This is a genomic window from Flammeovirga aprica JL-4, assembly GCF_012844305.1.
Taxonomy (GTDB): Bacteria; Bacteroidota; Bacteroidia; order Cytophagales; family Flammeovirgaceae; genus Flammeovirga; species Flammeovirga aprica.
Genome location: NZ_JABANE010000007.1, coordinates 121,025 through 139,365, shown reverse-complemented (window position 1 = coordinate 139,365; position 18,341 = coordinate 121,025). Strand labels below are relative to the sequence as shown.

Below are 18,341 nucleotides of genomic sequence, written 5' to 3'. Positions count from 1 at the left end.
TTTTGTCCATTTAGAGATAGGTTTGAATAATGCATATCTACTTCTTGCTAATAGTTGCGGTAAAGTATCGCCGTTAGGAAGTATTTCAGGTACATATTTCTCCTCTTTTTCTCGACTCTCTTTTATTTTCTCATTCTCTGCCTCCAAAGTTTCCCATCTGATTTTGATTCGTTGTTCCTGTACAGCTTCAGAAGCTAATTGTTGTACATGAAAACGGTCAATAACTATATCTGCTTTACCAAAACATTTACTTGCAATAAGGTTCATATTATTAGCCATGTCCAATGTTATTTCTTCTACCTTATCACGCTGATTTTTAGGGATTTCTTTTAAAACTTTTATTACACCTTCAGACTTTACCCCCTCAACTAAAGCGATTAAGCTTCCCTGCTTGCCATCTGCTAGTTTATTGGTTACAATCGTGTATAGTTCTCCATTGGACAAAGAGGTCTCATCAATACCAATCGATTTTGAAATATTTTCAGGAAAGATAAGATTGTTATCATCTGAATGTTCTTTTACCCATTCGCTAAATTCACTCAAATGTTTTTTATAACTCCGAAGAAAATTGTTGCTTTTAACTCCATAGAAAGTAGAGAGACGCTGACTGCTTATGGCCTCAGTATCGAGCAAGTGCTTTTAAAAAAGACGCGTATTCCTCAGACATACGTGTTCCTTTTGCTACTAACTTCCAATCCCTTGATAATTTTAAATGAGCATCTTTTTCTGCCCATCTACGACGTTTTACGATCAATTTTACTTTTTTACCACGAATAGGAAAATCTTCAACAATCTTAGGGGTATGAAAGCCTCGCTTTTGGAGATTTAAATGCGAATATTCAACAGGAGGTATATCTTTTTCTCTTAGATAAATTTGAAGTTCTGTGGAACTGTTTGTATAGTCTTCAATATCGAAGTAATCTAACATCCCCTCAGGGAAAAACAAGGCTAATAAATCGTCATTCATAATATTACAAAGGTAGCAACATTATGGTCTGTGCCCAACTTTTGGTACTGACCCCCTTTTTGTTTGCTTCAATTTTTAATATCTTCAGTTAGTTTAATTTATATTTCAAAAAAAGTCTGAACACTTCTCTTCTTTAAGCATTCAGACTTTTTAAAATTACTTGAAAGCATTTATTCTACTCTCAACCAAGTTTGTGTTTTATACATAAATCCGATATAACCACGGACTTGAAGTTTACCATCTTCTACCCAAATTTTACCGTCATAGATTTTACCATTTTCAGGCTTCAGAATTTCACCGTCAATCCAGCGGTCACCATCTTTTTCCATATCCCAGATAATTTCCAATCCTACTACTGGCTTGTTTTTCTTTTCACCAGGACAATTTTCGCATATCGAATCTTCAGGGTCGATCAATAATTTTGTGATCTTTCCGTGCATTTTGTCGCCTACTTTATAGATTTCTACATAAGCTTTGGCTTCATTTGTTTCATCATCAATGGTTTTCCAAACGCCGAAAGCAGATGTTTCTTGAGCAAGTAAACTTGTGGATGAAAAAATAAGGAATACAAAAAATAATAGTTTCTTCATTTGATTAAAATTATAATATTTTATTCTAAGATAATTTGTTTTCCCTCATAAAAATCAAGAATCTTTTGAGAGAATATGAATTGATATTTAGCTCTATTTAGCTCTGCTTTCGCAATGTTTAAATTGTTTTCGGCAACAACATAATCAGTGGTGTTGGCCGCTCCTGAGGTAAAACGTTTATTCACTGATCTGAATTGCTCTTCCAGTGATTCAACTGATTTTTTCGAGGAGATATATGTTTTTTGAGCACTTAATGCATTGATATAAGCTTGTTCAATGTTGATACGAAGCGTGTTTAATTCCTGCTCCAATTGAATCTCACTTTTTCTTATAGCAATTTTTGCCTTGTTTACGTTCGTTTTAGTGTTTCTTCTATTATAAATAGGGATACTTACTTGGAAAACTGCTGTTTGACTAAAGAAATTCTCAAATTGTTTTGCTAAGCTATTATCAGTAGGGTCTTCAATGTTTACATAATTAGAAGCGTAACCTGTACTTGCGTTACCATTTATATTGAATATTGGAAAATAATCCGCTTTCGCAATTTTCTTTTGAAACTCTGAAACGCTAATATTCATCTCTGCTGCCTTTATTTCAGGCATTATCATTCTTGATTCCTCAAATACTTTGTTTGATGCTAAAAATTGTAAAGTGGTATCTGGTTCTGCAAATTCAGGAATGATAATCGAGAAAGGAGTATTGAAATCAAGTTGCATTGACTGCTTCAAGGTTAATAAAGCAATGTTGAAGGCGTTTTCAGACTCTGTTAGCTGACGTTCAGAATCAGCTGACTGTGATAATAAATCTAGAAGCTCGGAAAGGGGAGATGAGCCTGCTTCAACCAGTCTTTTTGTTCTACTTACTTGTTCTTTTAAATTGGTAACTCTTTTTTTGGAGATACCCACGTTTTCATATTTGAAAATGGCGTCTAAATAATTTTCCGTAACCTGCAGAATAATATCATTCTGCATTTTTTCCTTACTATATTCAGAGCTTTTGATAGAGGCTTTGGATTGTTTGATTGAATTGTTAATCTTAAGTCCGTTGAATACAGGAATACCAATTTGTGCACCAAAACTACCATTATTCGTGATTTGATTTACTAATACGTTGGTGTTAGGATCGGGGTTTAAACCACGGTTAAAGCTGTGGTTGTAAAATCCATTTACATTAGGAAGACGTTGTGATTTAGCCTGTTTTAACTCTTCTGTACGTTCAACGACATCAAAATTCTGTAATTTAACGGACAAGTTATTTTCGATCGCATATTCAACACATTGTTGATAGGACCATTCTTTATCTTGAGAATAGGCTATGACACTATTTAAGAGAAAAAATAATAATAGAAGTTTACGTTTGTACATTGTAAAAAATTTGTCTTTTGAACAAATGAAGTATGATGATTGTGTTTTAATCCAAAATATAAAAAGAAAAACTAACCTTTAATAGGTTAGTCGTCTACATTTGGTAAAAAAGTAACTTTATGTACCCATTTTATACTTTCTAGGTATTTGAGGGTAATATCTCTAGGCCTTTCGTCCATCTCTATAAACTGAGTTGCTTTTTGATGTTTTCCGCTTCTGGAAACCGTCATTTCTGCAATGTTAACTTCCTCTTGTGAGAGTAACATGGATATAAATGAGATGGCACCTTTTCGGTCATCAGCAGTCACAATCAATGTAGGAGAGTTGGCACTGAAATTTGATGAGAAACCGTTGACCTCTCTGATGGAGATAATACCACCACCTTTACTCACGCCCACTATTTCAAGTTTGTTATCTCCTTTTTCAAGAATCAATCGTATGGTATTGGGGTGGTGTGCTGATGCATTCCCAACGGGCTTGAAGTTAAATTCTAAGTTTTTCTGCTCTGCAAGGTCAAAAGCCTGTTTTATATCAGGGTCATCCGTACTCAATCCCATCAGTCCAGCAATAATCGCTTTATCAGATCCGTGACCTTCATAGGTACGTGCAAAAGAGTTATAGAATACAATTTCAGCTTTGTCAGGTGTTCCCCCAATCATTTTGTGTCCCACTCTGCCTATTCTTACTACACCTGCTGTGTGTGAACTCGATGGACCAATCATAATCGGTCCGATCATGTCAAAAATGCTAGATTTATCTGCCATGTTTAGGCTAAATTTATGTATATGGTTAGGTAATATGACTGTCTAAAACAGCCTTATGTAATATGTGGTAAGCACTATTGTGAATAGTACTTATTGTAAATATCATTATTTAAGTGCAAAAGTAAATACTTTTACGGTTGAAAATTTATAATTACAGACCCATGCTTGAATGGAGTTTTCACTCTCAATGAGTGTTATACCAACAGGTCCTCCATGTGATGTGAGGTTATAAATTCGCTCATTTCTCTTTAAATCAAAGACTTCTATTGTATTGTCGCCATAAGATGTACTGAAAAGGAATCGCCCATCTTTAGATATTGCAATTGACCTTGGATCGTCTTGTGTTTTTATTTTAAATTGATATTGAAGTGTTTTTCGGTCATAAGCCGAAATAATTTCTTTACTGCTTTGCGATATGAAAACGAGGGAGTCGTTCATCACAAAATGTCTTGGTGAGGGAACGTTGGTAATGGTTTTTTGAAGTTCAAGCGATTTCAAGTCAAAAATTTGAAGGTTATAAGAACCCATATTCCCAATCCAAAGATGATGATGCTCCTGATCAATCAGCATTCCTCTTGGTGTTGCACTTGTAGGAAGGTGTTTAGAGGTAGTCCATTTTGATGGATTTTCATCATTATACTCAATAACAGTAAAGGAGTGATCATGCCAATTTGTAACTAAAATACGATGGTTAATAGAGTCATTGACTAAAAATTTAGGAGTGGTTTCTGTTTCAAAAAAAGGAAGTTTAATCTTTTCATTTTGATCAATTGATGTGATTGAAGCACTTTTGAACTCTTTAAAATCACTACTTTTTTCTTTCAATTCCCAAACTACAACACCATCAGCATTGTGTAAACTGATCCACAAATATCTATCGTTGTGCGTAAGCACACCTTCAACAGGTTTTTCTTGAATTGACTTCACCCACTTTCTCGTTTTATAATCAAAACCCATTCCTGCAGAAGGGGTGAATTTTAGAGTGCGAAGTCGCTTCCTTGTTTTTGTGTCAATTTCTATTACTGAAAGTGCTTCAAGACACAAGACATAGATTTTAGAATTGTCTTTTGAATGAAGGATGGATTTTGGTGCTAAATCTACCGGAAAACGTTTGGAAGAAACATAAACCAGAGAATCATAGGTTTTGATTTCTTTCTGTAAAAGTGGGGCAGGAGTACCTTCAGATCCGGTATTGAGGAAAATAAAATATCCACTCACAAATAGGATGAGAGTGGATATAATAATGCTATATTTAAATTTTTTCAATCTCATCAATTTAGACAAAACACTGAACCGGATTAGTGTTGATTGCTGTTTTGATAAATGAAATAGAAGGGAATTGTTCACTTAAGTGATCTACTAAAAGGTCGGATGTGAATTGCTCACTTTCATAATGACCAATATCTGCTATCACAATTTTTCCTTCGGCATCGAAGAACTCATGGTATTTGAAATCTCCAGAAACAAAGAAATCGGCATTGACACCAATCGCATTTCTTAATAAGAAGCTACCGGCACCACCACATAAAGCCACTTTGGAAACCATTTTATTTCTTAATGGCGTATGCTTGATCACACCCGCTCTGAAAACGGTTTTCAATCTTTGTAATAATTCTGTTTCAGAGATAGGTGAAGGTAAAGTTCCGTACATGCCAGATCCAATATCTTTGGACGTTGACTCAAGAATTTGTAATTGATATACAACTTCTTCATAAGGATGTGAAGACTGAAGTGCAGTCAAGACTTTTCCTTTTAAATGAGTAGGGAATTGTACTTCAATTTTGATTTCTTTTACTGATTCTTGTTTTCCTTTAAAACCAATTGTGGGATTTGCATTTTCGTTAGGTGTAAAAGAGCCTTTGCCTTCCAATTGGAAATTACAGCCGTCATAGTTGCCTATTTTACCAGCACCTGCAGTTGCTAATGCATTTTGTACTTTATCAATAGCGTCAACAGGAACATAGGTACTTAAGAACAGCTGATTGTTTCTGATTGGACTTAGAATTTTCACATTTTCTAAACCAATAAGATCTGCAATTTTCTTGTTCACACCATGAATCATATTGTCAAGGTTGGTATGAATAGCAAAGATGCAGATGTCATTTTTTATAGCTTTAATAACAGTTCTTTCTACATAATCTTTCCCGTTCAGTCTTTTCAGTCCTTTGAAAACGATAGGATGATGCGCGACGATTAAATTACAATCTTTTTGGATGGCTTCTTCCACTATTTCTTCAGTGCAATCTAAAGTGACCAATACATTTTTCACTTCTTCCTGTCCACTTCCTGTAATTAATCCAGCATTATCATAACTTTCTTGATACTGAGCAGGTGCTAATTCTTCTAATATTTTTATTATTTCCTTGACTTTCATATGCTTTTAGAAAAAGGAAGCCCGAATCGAAATGAAACGAGCTTATAACTTAATTTTTTGATATGTAAATGTAATGAAAAAACTACTTTGTCTTTAACTTTTTATTGAAAGTTAAAACAGGGCGGATGGCATGATTGGCAACTTCCTCTGCAATACTGCCATAAAGAATATGCTGAATACCTGTTCTACCATGAGTGATTAACGAGATCATATCCGCTTCTATAAACTGAGCAAACCCTCTAATACCTTCTTCTTCAGAGAAGTCATTAAAAGTATGTACTTCATAGTTTGTAAATTCATGCTTTTCAGCGAATTCTTCAAGTTGACCAACAGAAAAAGGTGTCGCTTCAAAATTACTTGGAGTAATAACTTTTACAAAGTGAATCTTTGAATCGAATAATGTCTGGAAGTTTTTCAAAGAGGCAATCACATTGTCATTAACTTTATGGAAATCAGAAGCAAAAACAATCTTTTTAGGTCCGAAATCCTTTTCTTCTCTTTTTACTGTTAATACAGGAACTTTAGCATGTCGAATGATTTTTTCAGTATTAGACCCAATCAAAACTTCGTCAATACCGCTAACACCTTGAGAACCAATGATAATAAGATCAGTTTCATCTTTTACCACAAAATCTGCTAAATGTCTTTGTAGCGAGTCGAATTCTATATGTTTTTGAATGACCACACCTGGATTTTCAGCAACGATTTTATCTACTTTAGTATTGACAATTTCAGAAAGCTTTCTTGTATAATGCGTGTAGACTTCCGGGTCTTCCATGCCTATATCTCCAGCCCCAAAAACAGATAAACTGTCGTAATGATTAATGGTAGGGACATCAATTACGTGTAATAGTGAGATGGCCGCATTACATTTTTTTGCAATTTGAATCGCTACATTCAAAGCATTTGTTGCCTCAGGAGAGAAGTCCGTTGGTACTAATATATTTTTGATTTCCATGATCTGTACGTTTTTATCTTTATCAGTATATGAATATACAAACTATGTGAAGGTTAAACATTGATCAAAATCAGTATAATTGTAAAAAATACATTAAATATTGTTACTTCAAAATCTCATTAATATCATCAAAAGCGGCAATTAGCATAGAAACCGCTGCTTCTGAATGACTTGCCCCATCAATTGTTCTAAAAGTAGCCGTATTGTTATTCTGACGAAGAAGGTCGTAAGTTTCCTCGCTTGTCACAATAGGAATAATTTCATCATTAGGAGAATGATAAAGATAGAAGGGAGCATTAGAAGAAACGTCATTGACAGAATTTTCCATCAGGTATTTATACATAGGATGATTAGTATCCTTATTTTTCATGCTGTTGATAAAATCGGCATGAAAAAGTTCATTTATTTTTTTTGGAAGTTGATTATTTAAATCTGATGTAGAAAAACGTCCATCTAAAAGAGTTTCAATATTTTCTATATTCTCATTAAAAACAGGATACGTATTAATATCCCAGCCGTAATAAGTGTAATAGGTTTGAGCAATAAGGGCAAGGAAAGAAGGCGAATCATATTCATCTTGGGTTAAAACTTCTTCCATCACTCTTAAAAGGTCATATCCTCCTGCTCCTGACAAAACGCCTAGTACTTCTAAGCTGGAATTATTTTTTTGAAGGTAATCTGTAACAGCCATCGAAGAATAACCGCCTTGGGAATAACCCGTAATAAAAGCTCTTTGAGTAGTGGAGACTGATAATTCACCGGCCAGTTCTTGTGCTGCTTTTAGTAAATCATGTGTCTGCTCACCGGTTTTGTCTTTTATAAAATAATATTGTGGGTAATCAGAAGTGGAACCAAAACCAATTAAATCCGGGACAATGATTGCAAAACCAAGTGCAGCACCAATTTCATAAGATGGGAGTGTAGTAACCGAAGGAGCTTCGTTATCAGATAAAATAGTACCTCTACTTAAAATCACCCAATCGATCTGCGTTTTATTCGTGGGGAAAGCTACAACGCCAGAGGCTACAATACTTTTTCCATCTTTGTCCTTTGTATTATATTCTACATTATAACTGGAGAATCCGTTTTGAACAAGTGGGACTACATCACCTAAGCCACCAAGTTGTGCAAGAATTTGAATCTCTTGCTCAGAGAAACTACTTTTTTGTGTATGGGATACTAAGGTTTGATTAACTTGTTTTATTTCCTCGTCATCGTCACTTGTTGAACAAGAAAAAGAGAGCAATAATAGCAGTAAATAAAAAGAATACTTTTTAAAAAATAAATTAGAGGTCATACTAATAGTCGTTTTATTTTTAAGATAAAAGTAAGACCTCTAAAACACAAGAATTGTTTTCATTAATTCTGTATTACTTCTTCATGAAGCTTTTTTCTATTGGAAGACCTTCTGTTGTAATTTTGTTTCAGGAATGGATAAGAGAGTACAGAAAGTAAAATAATGCCTGCACCTACATAAAAACCGGGTGTCATGGTTTCTTCTTCTCCGAAAAATAGTAATGCTAGGATAATACCATAAATAGGTTCCAAGTTTACGGTAAGGTTGACTTGAAAGGCACTTAAGCTTTTCTGGATTTCTACACAAACAGCATAAGCAATCGTTGTACATATTACTGCTAAAATCAATAAGTAGATGATGTCTAGTGTAGAAGGGACTGCCAAAAGAGTAGGGCTGTCAGATAGGAAAGGAAGGCAGATAAATGCTGTGATACAACCTCCTATCATTTCATAAAGCGTGATTTTTGGAGATGAAATAGTCTTTACATAATTACCATTCAAAACACTGAACAATGAGCCTACAAATGCGGCACAAAGTGAAAGTGACAGTCCTAATGCATGATCAAATTCAAATTGGAAAATGATATAAAGACCTACAATTACAAAAAGTCCGAGAACAACTTCATAAGGTTTGATACTCGATTTTGTCAATAACGGTTCGAGTAATGAAGTAAACAAAGCTGTGGTGGCAATACCTGCTAAACACACACTGACTTTAGATATTTTTGCAGAAGCGAAAAATAGTATCCAGTGAGAAGCGACTAACCCGCCAGTAAATAATAACTTGAAAGCTTCTTTCCAGTTGACTTTCAAGTCCCACCCTTTGAATTTCATGAAAATTCCCATTGAAATGGCTGCAATCAGTGTTCTATAAAACACTAATTGAAAAGAATCCAATTCGATTAATACGCCAAGGATTGCCGTAAATCCCCAGACGAAAACAATGATATGAAGTTTCAGTTGCTCGTTGAACATGCTCTATGGAAGTATGAGGTGTTTAAATAATTGTGCGGCAAAGGTATAAAAATGAACTAGAATTAACTAATTCATTTTTATACGAAAGAATAATAAATCTTATTGTACTAGGGTAGAGATCATGCCTTTAAAAATCCTTAGCATCTGTCTTTTGGTATTTCCCTTCAAAACTACATTGCATGCCATGCATATTACATTCTTTTTCAGTGAGTTCTAATGTATTATTAGAGGCTGTGAAATCAATTCTTTTACAAGCTTTTCCTGTATAATTACCGTTCCCGGCCCCATTAAATGTAGCAATTCCTTTCAAATTCCCTGTACATGCTGATGCAGTGCCAACAGAAACATTGAAGTAATAAAAGTTGCCACTAATTTTCTTCATTTTTAGGTGACCACTATAACTGTCGGAGTTATACTCACTTTCATAAGTACCATCTATTGCATTGGCAGATAAGTTGACAATTTCTTCTGATTTCATTTCCAATGAACAACTCAATGACTTGTCTCTATTTTTGTCTAACCAAAACCCTTTAAATCCACTAGCTGTCAATGCTCCTCTAAAGCCCATTGTAAAGTCAGAACTGACATCAGGAGATTCTTGTAGATAGATCTGCTCATTTACGATCTTACCTTCCAATAAAATTTTCGTTTTGTATTTTTCATAATAATAATAGCCTACTACATCATCATTATTAATTGCCAAGGTCATTGAAATGGCATATTTTTCAGCAATAAAGCCACTTAATTGTACTTCTTTTCTACTCGTTTGAGCTGAAATATTAATGACAAAAAGAAGATTGATGATTACAAATAGATAAATTTTCATAATAAGTTTTTGTTTTACGTTGAAGTTGAATTATCACTTATAAGTCATGTATTTTCGAAATAGGTTTTTCAATTTCATTAATCCTAAGATGTTTGTTTAATGAGAATATTAGGTTTATTATAACTGATTCATCAAATGAATAAAACTCTAAATCATGTGATTTTAGTTCAGTATCAATCAGCTTGCATACATAATAATAGGTGGTTGAATAACTAGATTTTCTTGAACTTCTTGTTACAATTTTCTTTCTTCTATAAGATATTTCTGAAATATGAGCTCCATCAAATACTTCTTCATCACTGTTGTTTTTGATGACCAAGTGATTATCTCTAATCTGGAAAGTTGTTTTCTGTACGGAAGTATCTACTTTAAGCCCCTTAATAAATTGATAAATAAGTAATGACCAACTTATCAATAAGAGTGTATAAGAAAAAAAAGTAAATTTATGTTCATACAATGCCATACTAAGGCCTGACATAACTGTACCCACAACGAAAAGAATAAATAAATTTTGAAAAAAGTTTTCCAGCCAACTTTCTTTAAATGTATATTCTTTTGTAAAAGAGGGTGGGTTTTTAAATTCAGGATTGTTAATCGTTATTTTATCTCTTTTGAGCTCTAGATAAGTTGAGCTGTAAATAGATTGCTTAAATTGAACAACAAGCTTAGATAATTTGTCCTGTTCATCATTTTCTAAATGAGGTGTTAGATCGATTTCTTCTCCACTTCCCAACAAAATAAAAGCATGATAAAATGCATTAGTTTCACCATTCTTATTTTTTACACTGACACTCTTCAGAAATAGTTTACGGATTTTTTTGACATTGAATTCTTTCTTTTGTAGCCCTTTGACTATTAAAGTGTCTTTCTTCAGTATGACTTTAGTTTTATTGACTTTATCAAAGTACTGATATATTAAAAAACACAAACCCATTCTGAATAAAAAAAGAAATTGAAAGCGGTCTGCTTCCATAGTAGTCATTTCCTTATTTTCTATAAAATAGTATAAGGGTTCAACTATGCATGAAATAACACAGACTGCAAATAGAAGATTGAATGTGATGAAAATTGTTTTATGGAAAAAGGTATTTCTAGGTGTTCTATTAAGCTTCACTTGAAATAGTTTGTTATTAGCCATAATGGTTTACAATAGTTTATTTATAGTTGCCTTTAAAGTTTTTTATTTGGTTGGTGAAAATAGAAAAACTTAGGAAAAAATGCTAGTAATTTTTGACCCCACGTAGAGCTAAGATCTGTATCAACTGTCTCCACGTGGGTTTAATTGAAAGAAAATTAATTCTTTTCTTCTACCTCTATACTTTCAATTTTTATAGAGTGATAAATTTCTTTTTCCTCAACACTGAAACCTAAATTAATTTTATTGTTGAAGTAAGGAGCGTCAAGGACGTTGGTGTGGTATTCTCCGTTTTCACCACAAGGATCGATTCCTGTTTTATCTTGTAACGCTTTTAGTTCTTCTACTAGTTGTGCATCTAACCGTCTGCCAGTAATATGTTGTTCGAAATCTTTCTTGTAAGATAATGAAATAAGGATTTCGAAATTGTTATCAATAAACTTATCCAATAAAGCTCTGCGGTCATGTTCCCAAAGTGGCATATCAATTTCCAATAAACCTTTACAACACTCTTCAATGAAATTAGGTTGGTCGTTAATCGTTGAAATATCTCCAGTAATGACCACTTCAATGCCTTCCTTTTTTAGTTGTGCCATGGCTTCTATATATCCTTCCTTAAAAGGTTCTCCTACTTTTACGAACTCATGATGAATGCTAATGCTTGAAGATTGTGCCTTCATCAGTTCAACAGGGTGAGCAACAAATTCCTTGTCAATTTTTGGCACAAAAGTAACAAACTTGACGATGTTGTATTTATCTTTTAATTCGAAATAGGCTAGTGCGGAATCTTTACCGCCCGTCCATAAAACGACTGCATTTTTCATGTTCTGCTATTCAGTTTAAATTAATGAATTCAAGAGGTTTTATTGTTTTCTAATAGAATATACAATAAGGTGTAATTAGGCATTACTTTAGAACTATTAAAATGAATTATCTCACTGTTTTAATAGAAAGTTATCATTCCTCAATGTTCGAATTCTCTTCAATATTTTGTCAATAAAAAAGAGTCTAACATTTTTACTTGCTAGACTCTTTCCAATTTATTTTTAAATCTTCTTATTTCTGAACTCTAAAGTAAAGTCCGATTGTGACAAAGAAGAAAATGATGTTCGGCAACCATGCGGCTAAGAATGGACTTAAAGTATCCGCTTCGGCAATGGCTCTACTCATAATTACCATTAGGAGGTAGATAAATGCTAATACAAATCCCATTGCGATCAAATAGCCTGAACCGTGTCTTGACCTTACAGACGAAACACAAACGCCCATTAATGTAAGGATCAAGATGGCGAAAGGATAGGCGTATCTCTCATAAAGAGCATTTTCGTATACTCCCAAGCTTGCTACACCTCTGCTTCTTTCTTCTTCAATGTACTCAGAAAGCTCTGAGTTGGTCAATGTTTCATGAAGATTGTACTTACTTTCAAAATACTTAGGATCTAAATTCAATTTCTTCGTTAATGAATTACCCTTAGAGTATTTTTGAGTACCATCTTTATTGAAAATATATTTTTCGTATTTGTCAAATTTCCACTCTTGTTTAGCAGAATCCCATTGAATTCTATTCGCAGAAATTTTCTCTAATAATTTATTGCCATCAAACGTTTCCAATGTAGGTCTGTAACCTCTTTGGATTCTGTTGTTATAGCTTTCTACATATAAGTAAGTCGAGTCGCTTACCTTGTAGTGAATATCTCTTTCGTTAAAGTAGTAGGGGCTTTTCAAATATTCAATTTCAAAAGCTACTCTTGTTTTTGCATTGTAAGGAACTACGTAGCCTACCAGAGCAAAGATCAAAAGACCAATAATAGATGCTCCAACTACATAAGGTAACAAGAATCTTGGGTAACTCACACCGTTACTTAATACAGCGATAACCTCTGAATGTGCTGCAAGCCTTGCGGTCATAAATACAACAGCAATAAATATAGAAAGCGGACTTAATGTATTTACCCAGTGTATAAATAGGTTTACATAGTATTCAGTAAAGACATATCCAAAATCTAAACCGTGCTTTAAAAAGTCATCCTGCTTTTCCGTGTAATCAATTACACAAACAATGATGTTTAGTAACAGTACTACAAAAATAAATGTTTTAAAAAACTTTTTAAGAATATACTTATCCAGAAGTTTCATATTGTCTGTCGTAAGTGTTTTAATTCGACTTAAAGGCAAATGCCTACCGAATACAAAAAAAGAATTCCTTCACTAATTTTCCAACGTAAAAGGCAATAGAATACATATAAATAGTGTCTTTTAACGTTGTTTCACATCAATGAAGAAAGAATTAAAATGAATTGTATTTAATAAACAAAGGCCTTTTGAGTAAAACCACTCAAAAGGCCTTCAGAATCTATCTACAGAGAATAATGAATTACTCTACTGTACCAATTTTTAAGCTGTTTGTTTTACCTTTTTCAGTAAGAGGTAAAGCAGCGATGTTTACAAATTTATCACCTTTTGCAAGGAAACCTTTTTGTACTAAGATTTCTTCTAACTCTTTGAAAGTTTCTTCAGAAGATTCTTTTGGTACATAATGGAACGCTTTCACACCCCAAACAATGTTAAGCGTTGCCGCTAATTGCTTGTCAGATGAGAAGATAAAGATGTTTGTCTTAGGACGGTGTCTAGAGATTCTAGAAGCTGTGAATCCTGAAGTAGTCAAACCGATGATTGCTTTAGCTCCTAAGTCAGCAGAGATGCTTGAAGCAGCTTGAGCGATCAAGTTACCGCCAAATGCAGAGCTTTCAGAGTTGAAGTCATACGTTTTGCTGTAAATTTTCTCGTTTTGACGCTCGATAGCAGTGATGATACGAACCATTGCTTGAACAGTTTCGATAGGGTAATCACCAGCAGCAGATTCAGCTGATAACATTACTGCGTCAGTACCGTCAGCAACAGCGTTAGCAACGTCATTTACTTCTGCACGAGTAGGACGAGGGTTGTTGATCATAGACTCCATCATTTGAGTTGCAACAACTACAGGCTTAGCTGCTCTATTACACTTCTGGATGATTTCTTTTTGAAGCATTGGAACGTCTTCGAAGTTGATCTCAACACCTAGGTCACCACGAGCAACCATAACAGCGTCAGTTACTTTTAAGATTTCATCAAAGTTAGCAATTGCTTCAGGACGCTCGATTTTAGCGATGATCTTAGCATTTGAACCTTTAGATTTGATGATTTCTTTTACTGAAGTGATATCTTCAGGGTTTCTTACGAATGATAATGCTACCCAGTTTACACCACATTCTAAACCGAATTCTAAGTCTCTTCTATCTTTTGCAGTTAAAGAAGCTTCAGAGATATCAGTATCAGGTAAGTTCATACCTTTACGTGATTTTAATTTACCTCCGTAAACTACTTCACAAATGATTTCGTTTGCTTTAACTTCAACAACACGCACACACAAGTTACCGTCGTCGATAAGAATGTTGTCACCAGCTTTAACGTCTTTCACAATGTTTGTGTAAGAAGTTGATACTCTATCTTTAGTACCTACAACTGGATTGTTTGTAATAGTAATTTTTTCGCCTTCAACGATCTCAACAGCACCACCTTCGATTTCACCAATACGGATTTTTGGCCCTTGTAAATCTTGAAGGATAGCAATGTTATGACCGAATTTTGAGTTGTACTCTGATACCCAATCGATAACTTGTTTGTGTGCAGAGTGTACGTCGTGTGAGAAGTTTAAACGGAATACATCTGCTCCAGCGTGAATAAGCTCAAGAATTTTTTGCTTATCTCTTGTTGCTGGTCCAATCGTAGCGACGATTTTGGTCTTGTTGATTGCGATACTCATAGTTCTTAATTAACGAATATATAATTTTAAATTGTTCGAGTTAAAATAACAAAATCAGTTTTACTGAAATTTTTATTTTTGTACTCTATATTTGAAACACATGCGAATTTATCAAATTCATGTAATAGAACAAATCCTGTTTAATCATCTTATATTAACAAATGCAATTAAGCACAGAAAAGGTCCTATTAGACCGACAAAAATCACAGAAAAAAACACTTGCTGTTTTGATCGATCCGGATCGGTGGACAAAAGAACTATTTTTTTTCTTAAAAAATGGCAATAAAAATCATCTGCCTGATATATTTTTGGTTGGAGGGAGCCTTTTATCTTCAAATATTTTGAATAAAACTGTTAATGAATTGAAACAATTGGAAAAACCGGTGATTTTGTTCCCTGGTAACGCCATGCAGGTCACTCCAGATGCAGACGCAATTTTATTTATGTCATTAATCTCAGGGAGGAATCCAGATTTCTTGATTGGGCAACAAGTCCACGCGGCACATAAGGTGAAAGAGGCCAATCTGGAAGCAATTCCATTAGGATATATTTTGGTGGAAAGTGGAGCGACAACTTCTGTGCAGTACATGAGCAACACCCAGCCGATTCCTTACAACAAAGACGATATTGCCAGAAGTACTGCTATGGCTGGAGAATTAATGGGGATGAGAAGTTTTTACCTTGAGGGGGGAAGTGGAGCTAAAACTCCTGTTTCAAACACTATGGTTCAAGGGGTGAGAAAAGCAGTTGATGGTTTGTTATTTGTGGGAGGAGGTATCAGAGATGTGGATACCGTCATGGAAAAGTTTGACGCTGGGGCTGATGTAGTAGTAATAGGTACTGCTTTTGAAAACAACCCCAACTTTTTGAAAGAAATACGAAATAGGATTTAATTGCCATTATTTCGGTTAGGACCTTTCTTGAAAGGTTTTTTATAATATTTTTTCTTTGAATTACTATTATTTCCTCCGGAATTATTGTAGTTGAAGTTTTTCTTTTTCCCGTGGAAATTTTTCCTGTTATTATTCCTTTTTAAAATTGGATTGTAAGCAGGTCCAGGTCCTAAGAAAGGAGGGTTTCTAGGTTTTTCAACTTCTAATTGAATTAGATTTTCGATTTTTGCAAAAGATTGCTGTTCCTTAGGGTTTTCATTAATGAAAGTGATGGCTTCTCCTTTTCGTGAGGCTCTAGCCGTTCTTCCCACTCTATGAACATAATCTTCTGGGTCTTTTGGCACATCAAAATTGATAACCAATTCTACCGTGTCAACATCAATTCCTCTGGAAATAATATCAGTACCCACAAGAATTTTTGTCTGCTGACCTTTGAACCTTAATAAAACATCTTCTCTTTCTTTCTGATCCAAATCAGAACTGATGCCTTCAACACTGAGTCCTCTCTTTGTTAAGGCATCTGTTATTTCCTTTACTTTTGATTTCGTAGAAGTGAAAATAATTACGCTTTCGTAGTTTTCCTGTTGTACCAAGAAGTCTACCATTAAGTTTTTCTGGTTTTCATATACTAGAAAAGCTTTCTGTGTAACATTCTTAGAAGTCTTAGAAATGGCAATAGTAATCTCAACAGGATTATGCAGTAACTTTTTGGCCAGTGTTCGGATCTTCGGAGGCATTGTAGCTGAGAAGAAAACGTTTTGTCTGACTTTAGGCAGGTGAGAGGCTATCTGAAGAATGTCTTCATAAAAACCCATATCCAGCATTCTATCCGCTTCATCTAATATTAGATTGCGAACCTTGCTTACGTTAGCACCTATATTAAGATGAGATAACAGTTTTCCTGGAGTGGCTACAATAATATCAACGCCAGTTTTCAGCGCATTTCTCTGATTAGAGAAAGTACTGGAATCGCCACCGTATACTGCAATAGAGGTTACAGGAGTATAATAAGATAATCCTTGGATCTGATAATCGATCTGCAATGCTAATTCTCTTGTGGGAACAACAATAATGGTATGCGTTTCAGTGCCATCATAATCCGACATATGAATCTGATCCATTATAGGAAGTAGGAAAGCAGCTGTTTTACCAGTACCTGTTTGAGCACATGCTATTAAATCTTTTCCATCTAATATTGCTGGTATTGCTTGTGCTTGTATGGGAGTGGGCTCCCTGAAGTTCATGGAGTAAATACCATCTAAAAGATCGTCATTTAACTCAAAATCATCGAATGTCACAATAAATATTTTTCTTGTTTAAAAAATCAATCATAAAGTATCAAGAGAAAAAATTCTTATACTTACTTAAGCTAGACCTAGACTTACTTCTCCTAATATAACTTTTATTTATACACCGTAACCAATTTTGAGGTGATGTTTTATCAAAATGGGTAAAATGAAAAACAAAGTTTATGTTGAAGTACATTACTATTTGTTTCTGTAAGCGTCTGTCGCTTGTCTTACAGAAGGGTATTTACGGAGTAGTTCTTGAGCAACTTCTCTTTCAACATTTATTTCATCCATTACCATTCTTACAGCTCTTTCTTCAAGCTTATGATTGGTCAATTGCATATCTACCATTTTATTGCCCACCACTTTTCCAAGTTGGATCATTACTGAGGTAGAAATCATATTAAGGATGAGCTTTTGAGCTGTACCGGCTTTCATACGAGTGCTTCCTGTTACAAATTCAGGACCCACAATTGCCTCCACAGGAAATTGTGCCACTTCAGCCATTTTGCTATCAGGATTGCAGACAATGCAACCTGTAAGAATATTATTTTCATTAGCCTTTTCAAGACCACCAATCACATAAGGTGTTCTTCCTGAAGCGGCAATGCCTATTAAAGTATCGTTTTCTGAAATATTTACATTATTTAGATCCACCCAAGCTTGTTGAGCATCATCTTCAGCATGTTCAACCGCCTTTCGAATAGCACCGTCACCGCCAGCAATCAAGCCGACTACTAAATCAAATGAAACGCCGAAAGTAGGAGGGCATTCTGAGGCATCCACCACACCTAATCGTCCACTAGTGCCTGCTCCTATATAAAACAAACGACCGCCTTTTTTCATACGCGGGACAATCTCTTTTACTAAAACTTCAATTTGTGGGATTGCTTTTTCTACAGCTAAAGGAACCGTTTTATCTTCGTTATTGATGCTATGTAAAAGTGTATTTACATCCATCTTTTCGAGGTCATTATAATTCGAGGATGATTCTGTAATCATTATTCTAAAGTGTTGTACTTCTGTTAAAGAAATGACTGTTTGTAGTTATAGTATGCTACAAATATACACGAAATAGTTTTGCATCATAGTGACCTGCATTCTT

The 18,341-nt window shown here is 34.5% G+C and carries 18 protein-coding genes; 1 reads left to right on the top strand and 17 read right to left on the bottom strand.

Annotated elements, in window-relative coordinates; genetic code table 11:
• The 15 genes from HHU12_RS04055 to pyk all read right to left on the bottom strand — a co-directional run.
• Window positions 1-633: ISAon1 family transposase (locus tag HHU12_RS04055; protein WP_449401693.1), on the bottom strand; the 633-nt coding region annotated here is incomplete at its 3' end.
• Entirely contained in the window at window positions 620-967 is a 348-nt protein-coding gene (locus tag HHU12_RS04050) for an ISAon1 family transposase N-terminal region protein (RefSeq protein WP_169655251.1), read from the bottom strand. The genes HHU12_RS04055 and HHU12_RS04050, both read right to left, overlap by 14 nt.
• A 170-nt stretch (window positions 968-1,137) precedes the next feature.
• Window positions 1,138-1,557, bottom strand: coding sequence for a DUF2147 domain-containing protein (locus HHU12_RS04045; RefSeq protein ID WP_169655249.1), 420 nt, complete (start codon window positions 1,555-1,557; stop codon window positions 1,138-1,140).
• Window positions 1,558-1,577: 20 nt separating this feature from the next.
• Window positions 1,578-2,921, bottom strand: coding sequence for a TolC family protein (locus HHU12_RS04040; protein WP_169655247.1), 1,344 nt, complete (start codon window positions 2,919-2,921; stop codon window positions 1,578-1,580).
• Between the two features lie 86 nt (window positions 2,922-3,007).
• The gene (gene sdaAB / locus HHU12_RS04035) at window positions 3,008-3,685 is read right to left on the bottom strand and encodes an L-serine ammonia-lyase, iron-sulfur-dependent subunit beta (protein ID WP_169655245.1); all 678 of its coding nucleotides are present in this window, start codon (window positions 3,683-3,685) and stop codon (window positions 3,008-3,010) included.
• 105 nt (window positions 3,686-3,790) lie between these two features.
• On the bottom strand, window positions 3,791-4,951 hold the full coding sequence (locus HHU12_RS04030; RefSeq protein ID WP_205959768.1) for a YncE family protein: 1,161 nt from the start codon (window positions 4,949-4,951) through the stop codon (window positions 3,791-3,793).
• Window positions 4,952-4,961: 10 nt separating this feature from the next.
• Window positions 4,962-6,059: a Nif3-like dinuclear metal center hexameric protein gene (locus HHU12_RS04025; protein WP_169655241.1), complete on the bottom strand. Its 1,098-nt coding sequence runs from the start codon at window positions 6,057-6,059 to the stop codon at window positions 4,962-4,964.
• An 82-nt stretch (window positions 6,060-6,141) separates the two neighbouring features.
• Complete coding sequence (locus tag HHU12_RS04020) at window positions 6,142-7,017, bottom strand: universal stress protein (RefSeq protein ID WP_169655239.1); 876 nt, start codon at window positions 7,015-7,017, stop codon at window positions 6,142-6,144.
• Window positions 7,018-7,120: 103 nt separating this feature from the next.
• The gene (locus HHU12_RS04015; RefSeq protein ID WP_169655237.1) at window positions 7,121-8,314 is read right to left on the bottom strand and encodes an alpha/beta hydrolase family protein; all 1,194 of its coding nucleotides are present in this window, start codon (window positions 8,312-8,314) and stop codon (window positions 7,121-7,123) included.
• A gap of 62 nt (window positions 8,315-8,376) precedes the next feature.
• A complete protein-coding gene (locus HHU12_RS04010; RefSeq protein WP_169655236.1) occupies window positions 8,377-9,288 on the bottom strand; it encodes a DMT family transporter in 912 nt (303 codons plus the stop codon).
• Window positions 9,289-9,415: 127 nt separating this feature from the next.
• A complete protein-coding gene (locus tag HHU12_RS04005; protein WP_169655234.1) occupies window positions 9,416-10,114 on the bottom strand; it encodes a hypothetical protein in 699 nt (232 codons plus the stop codon).
• 37 nt (window positions 10,115-10,151) lie between these two features.
• Window positions 10,152-11,096 carry a hypothetical protein gene (locus HHU12_RS04000; protein ID WP_169655232.1) on the bottom strand — a complete coding sequence of 315 codons (945 nt, stop codon included), beginning with the start codon at window positions 11,094-11,096 and terminating at the stop codon, window positions 10,152-10,154.
• A gap of 311 nt (window positions 11,097-11,407) precedes the next feature.
• Window positions 11,408-12,073, bottom strand: a complete 666-nt coding sequence (locus HHU12_RS03995) for a Dph6-related ATP pyrophosphatase (protein ID WP_169655230.1) — start codon at window positions 12,071-12,073, stop codon at window positions 11,408-11,410.
• A 232-nt stretch (window positions 12,074-12,305) separates the two neighbouring features.
• Window positions 12,306-13,385: an LptF/LptG family permease gene (locus tag HHU12_RS03990; RefSeq protein WP_169655228.1), complete on the bottom strand. Its 1,080-nt coding sequence runs from the start codon at window positions 13,383-13,385 to the stop codon at window positions 12,306-12,308.
• A 238-nt stretch (window positions 13,386-13,623) separates the two neighbouring features.
• Window positions 13,624-15,054, bottom strand: coding sequence for a pyruvate kinase (gene pyk, locus HHU12_RS03985; protein ID WP_169655226.1), 1,431 nt, complete (start codon window positions 15,052-15,054; stop codon window positions 13,624-13,626).
• Between the two features lie 161 nt (window positions 15,055-15,215).
• On the opposite strand from pyk, the gene HHU12_RS03980 reads away from it, so the two are divergent.
• The gene (locus HHU12_RS03980; protein WP_169655224.1) at window positions 15,216-15,947 is read left to right on the top strand and encodes a geranylgeranylglyceryl/heptaprenylglyceryl phosphate synthase; all 732 of its coding nucleotides are present in this window, start codon (window positions 15,216-15,218) and stop codon (window positions 15,945-15,947) included.
• Here the strand turns inward: HHU12_RS03980 and HHU12_RS03975 are convergent.
• Window positions 15,944-17,245 carry a DEAD/DEAH box helicase gene (locus tag HHU12_RS03975; protein WP_169655223.1) on the bottom strand — a complete coding sequence of 434 codons (1,302 nt, stop codon included), beginning with the start codon at window positions 17,243-17,245 and terminating at the stop codon, window positions 15,944-15,946. The genes HHU12_RS03980 and HHU12_RS03975 overlap by 4 nt on opposite strands.
• Window positions 17,246-17,434: 189 nt before the next feature.
• Window positions 17,435-18,238: an N-acetylmuramic acid 6-phosphate etherase gene (gene murQ, locus HHU12_RS03970; RefSeq protein WP_169655221.1), complete on the bottom strand. Its 804-nt coding sequence runs from the start codon at window positions 18,236-18,238 to the stop codon at window positions 17,435-17,437.
• Between the last annotated feature and the right edge of the window lie 103 nt (window positions 18,239-18,341).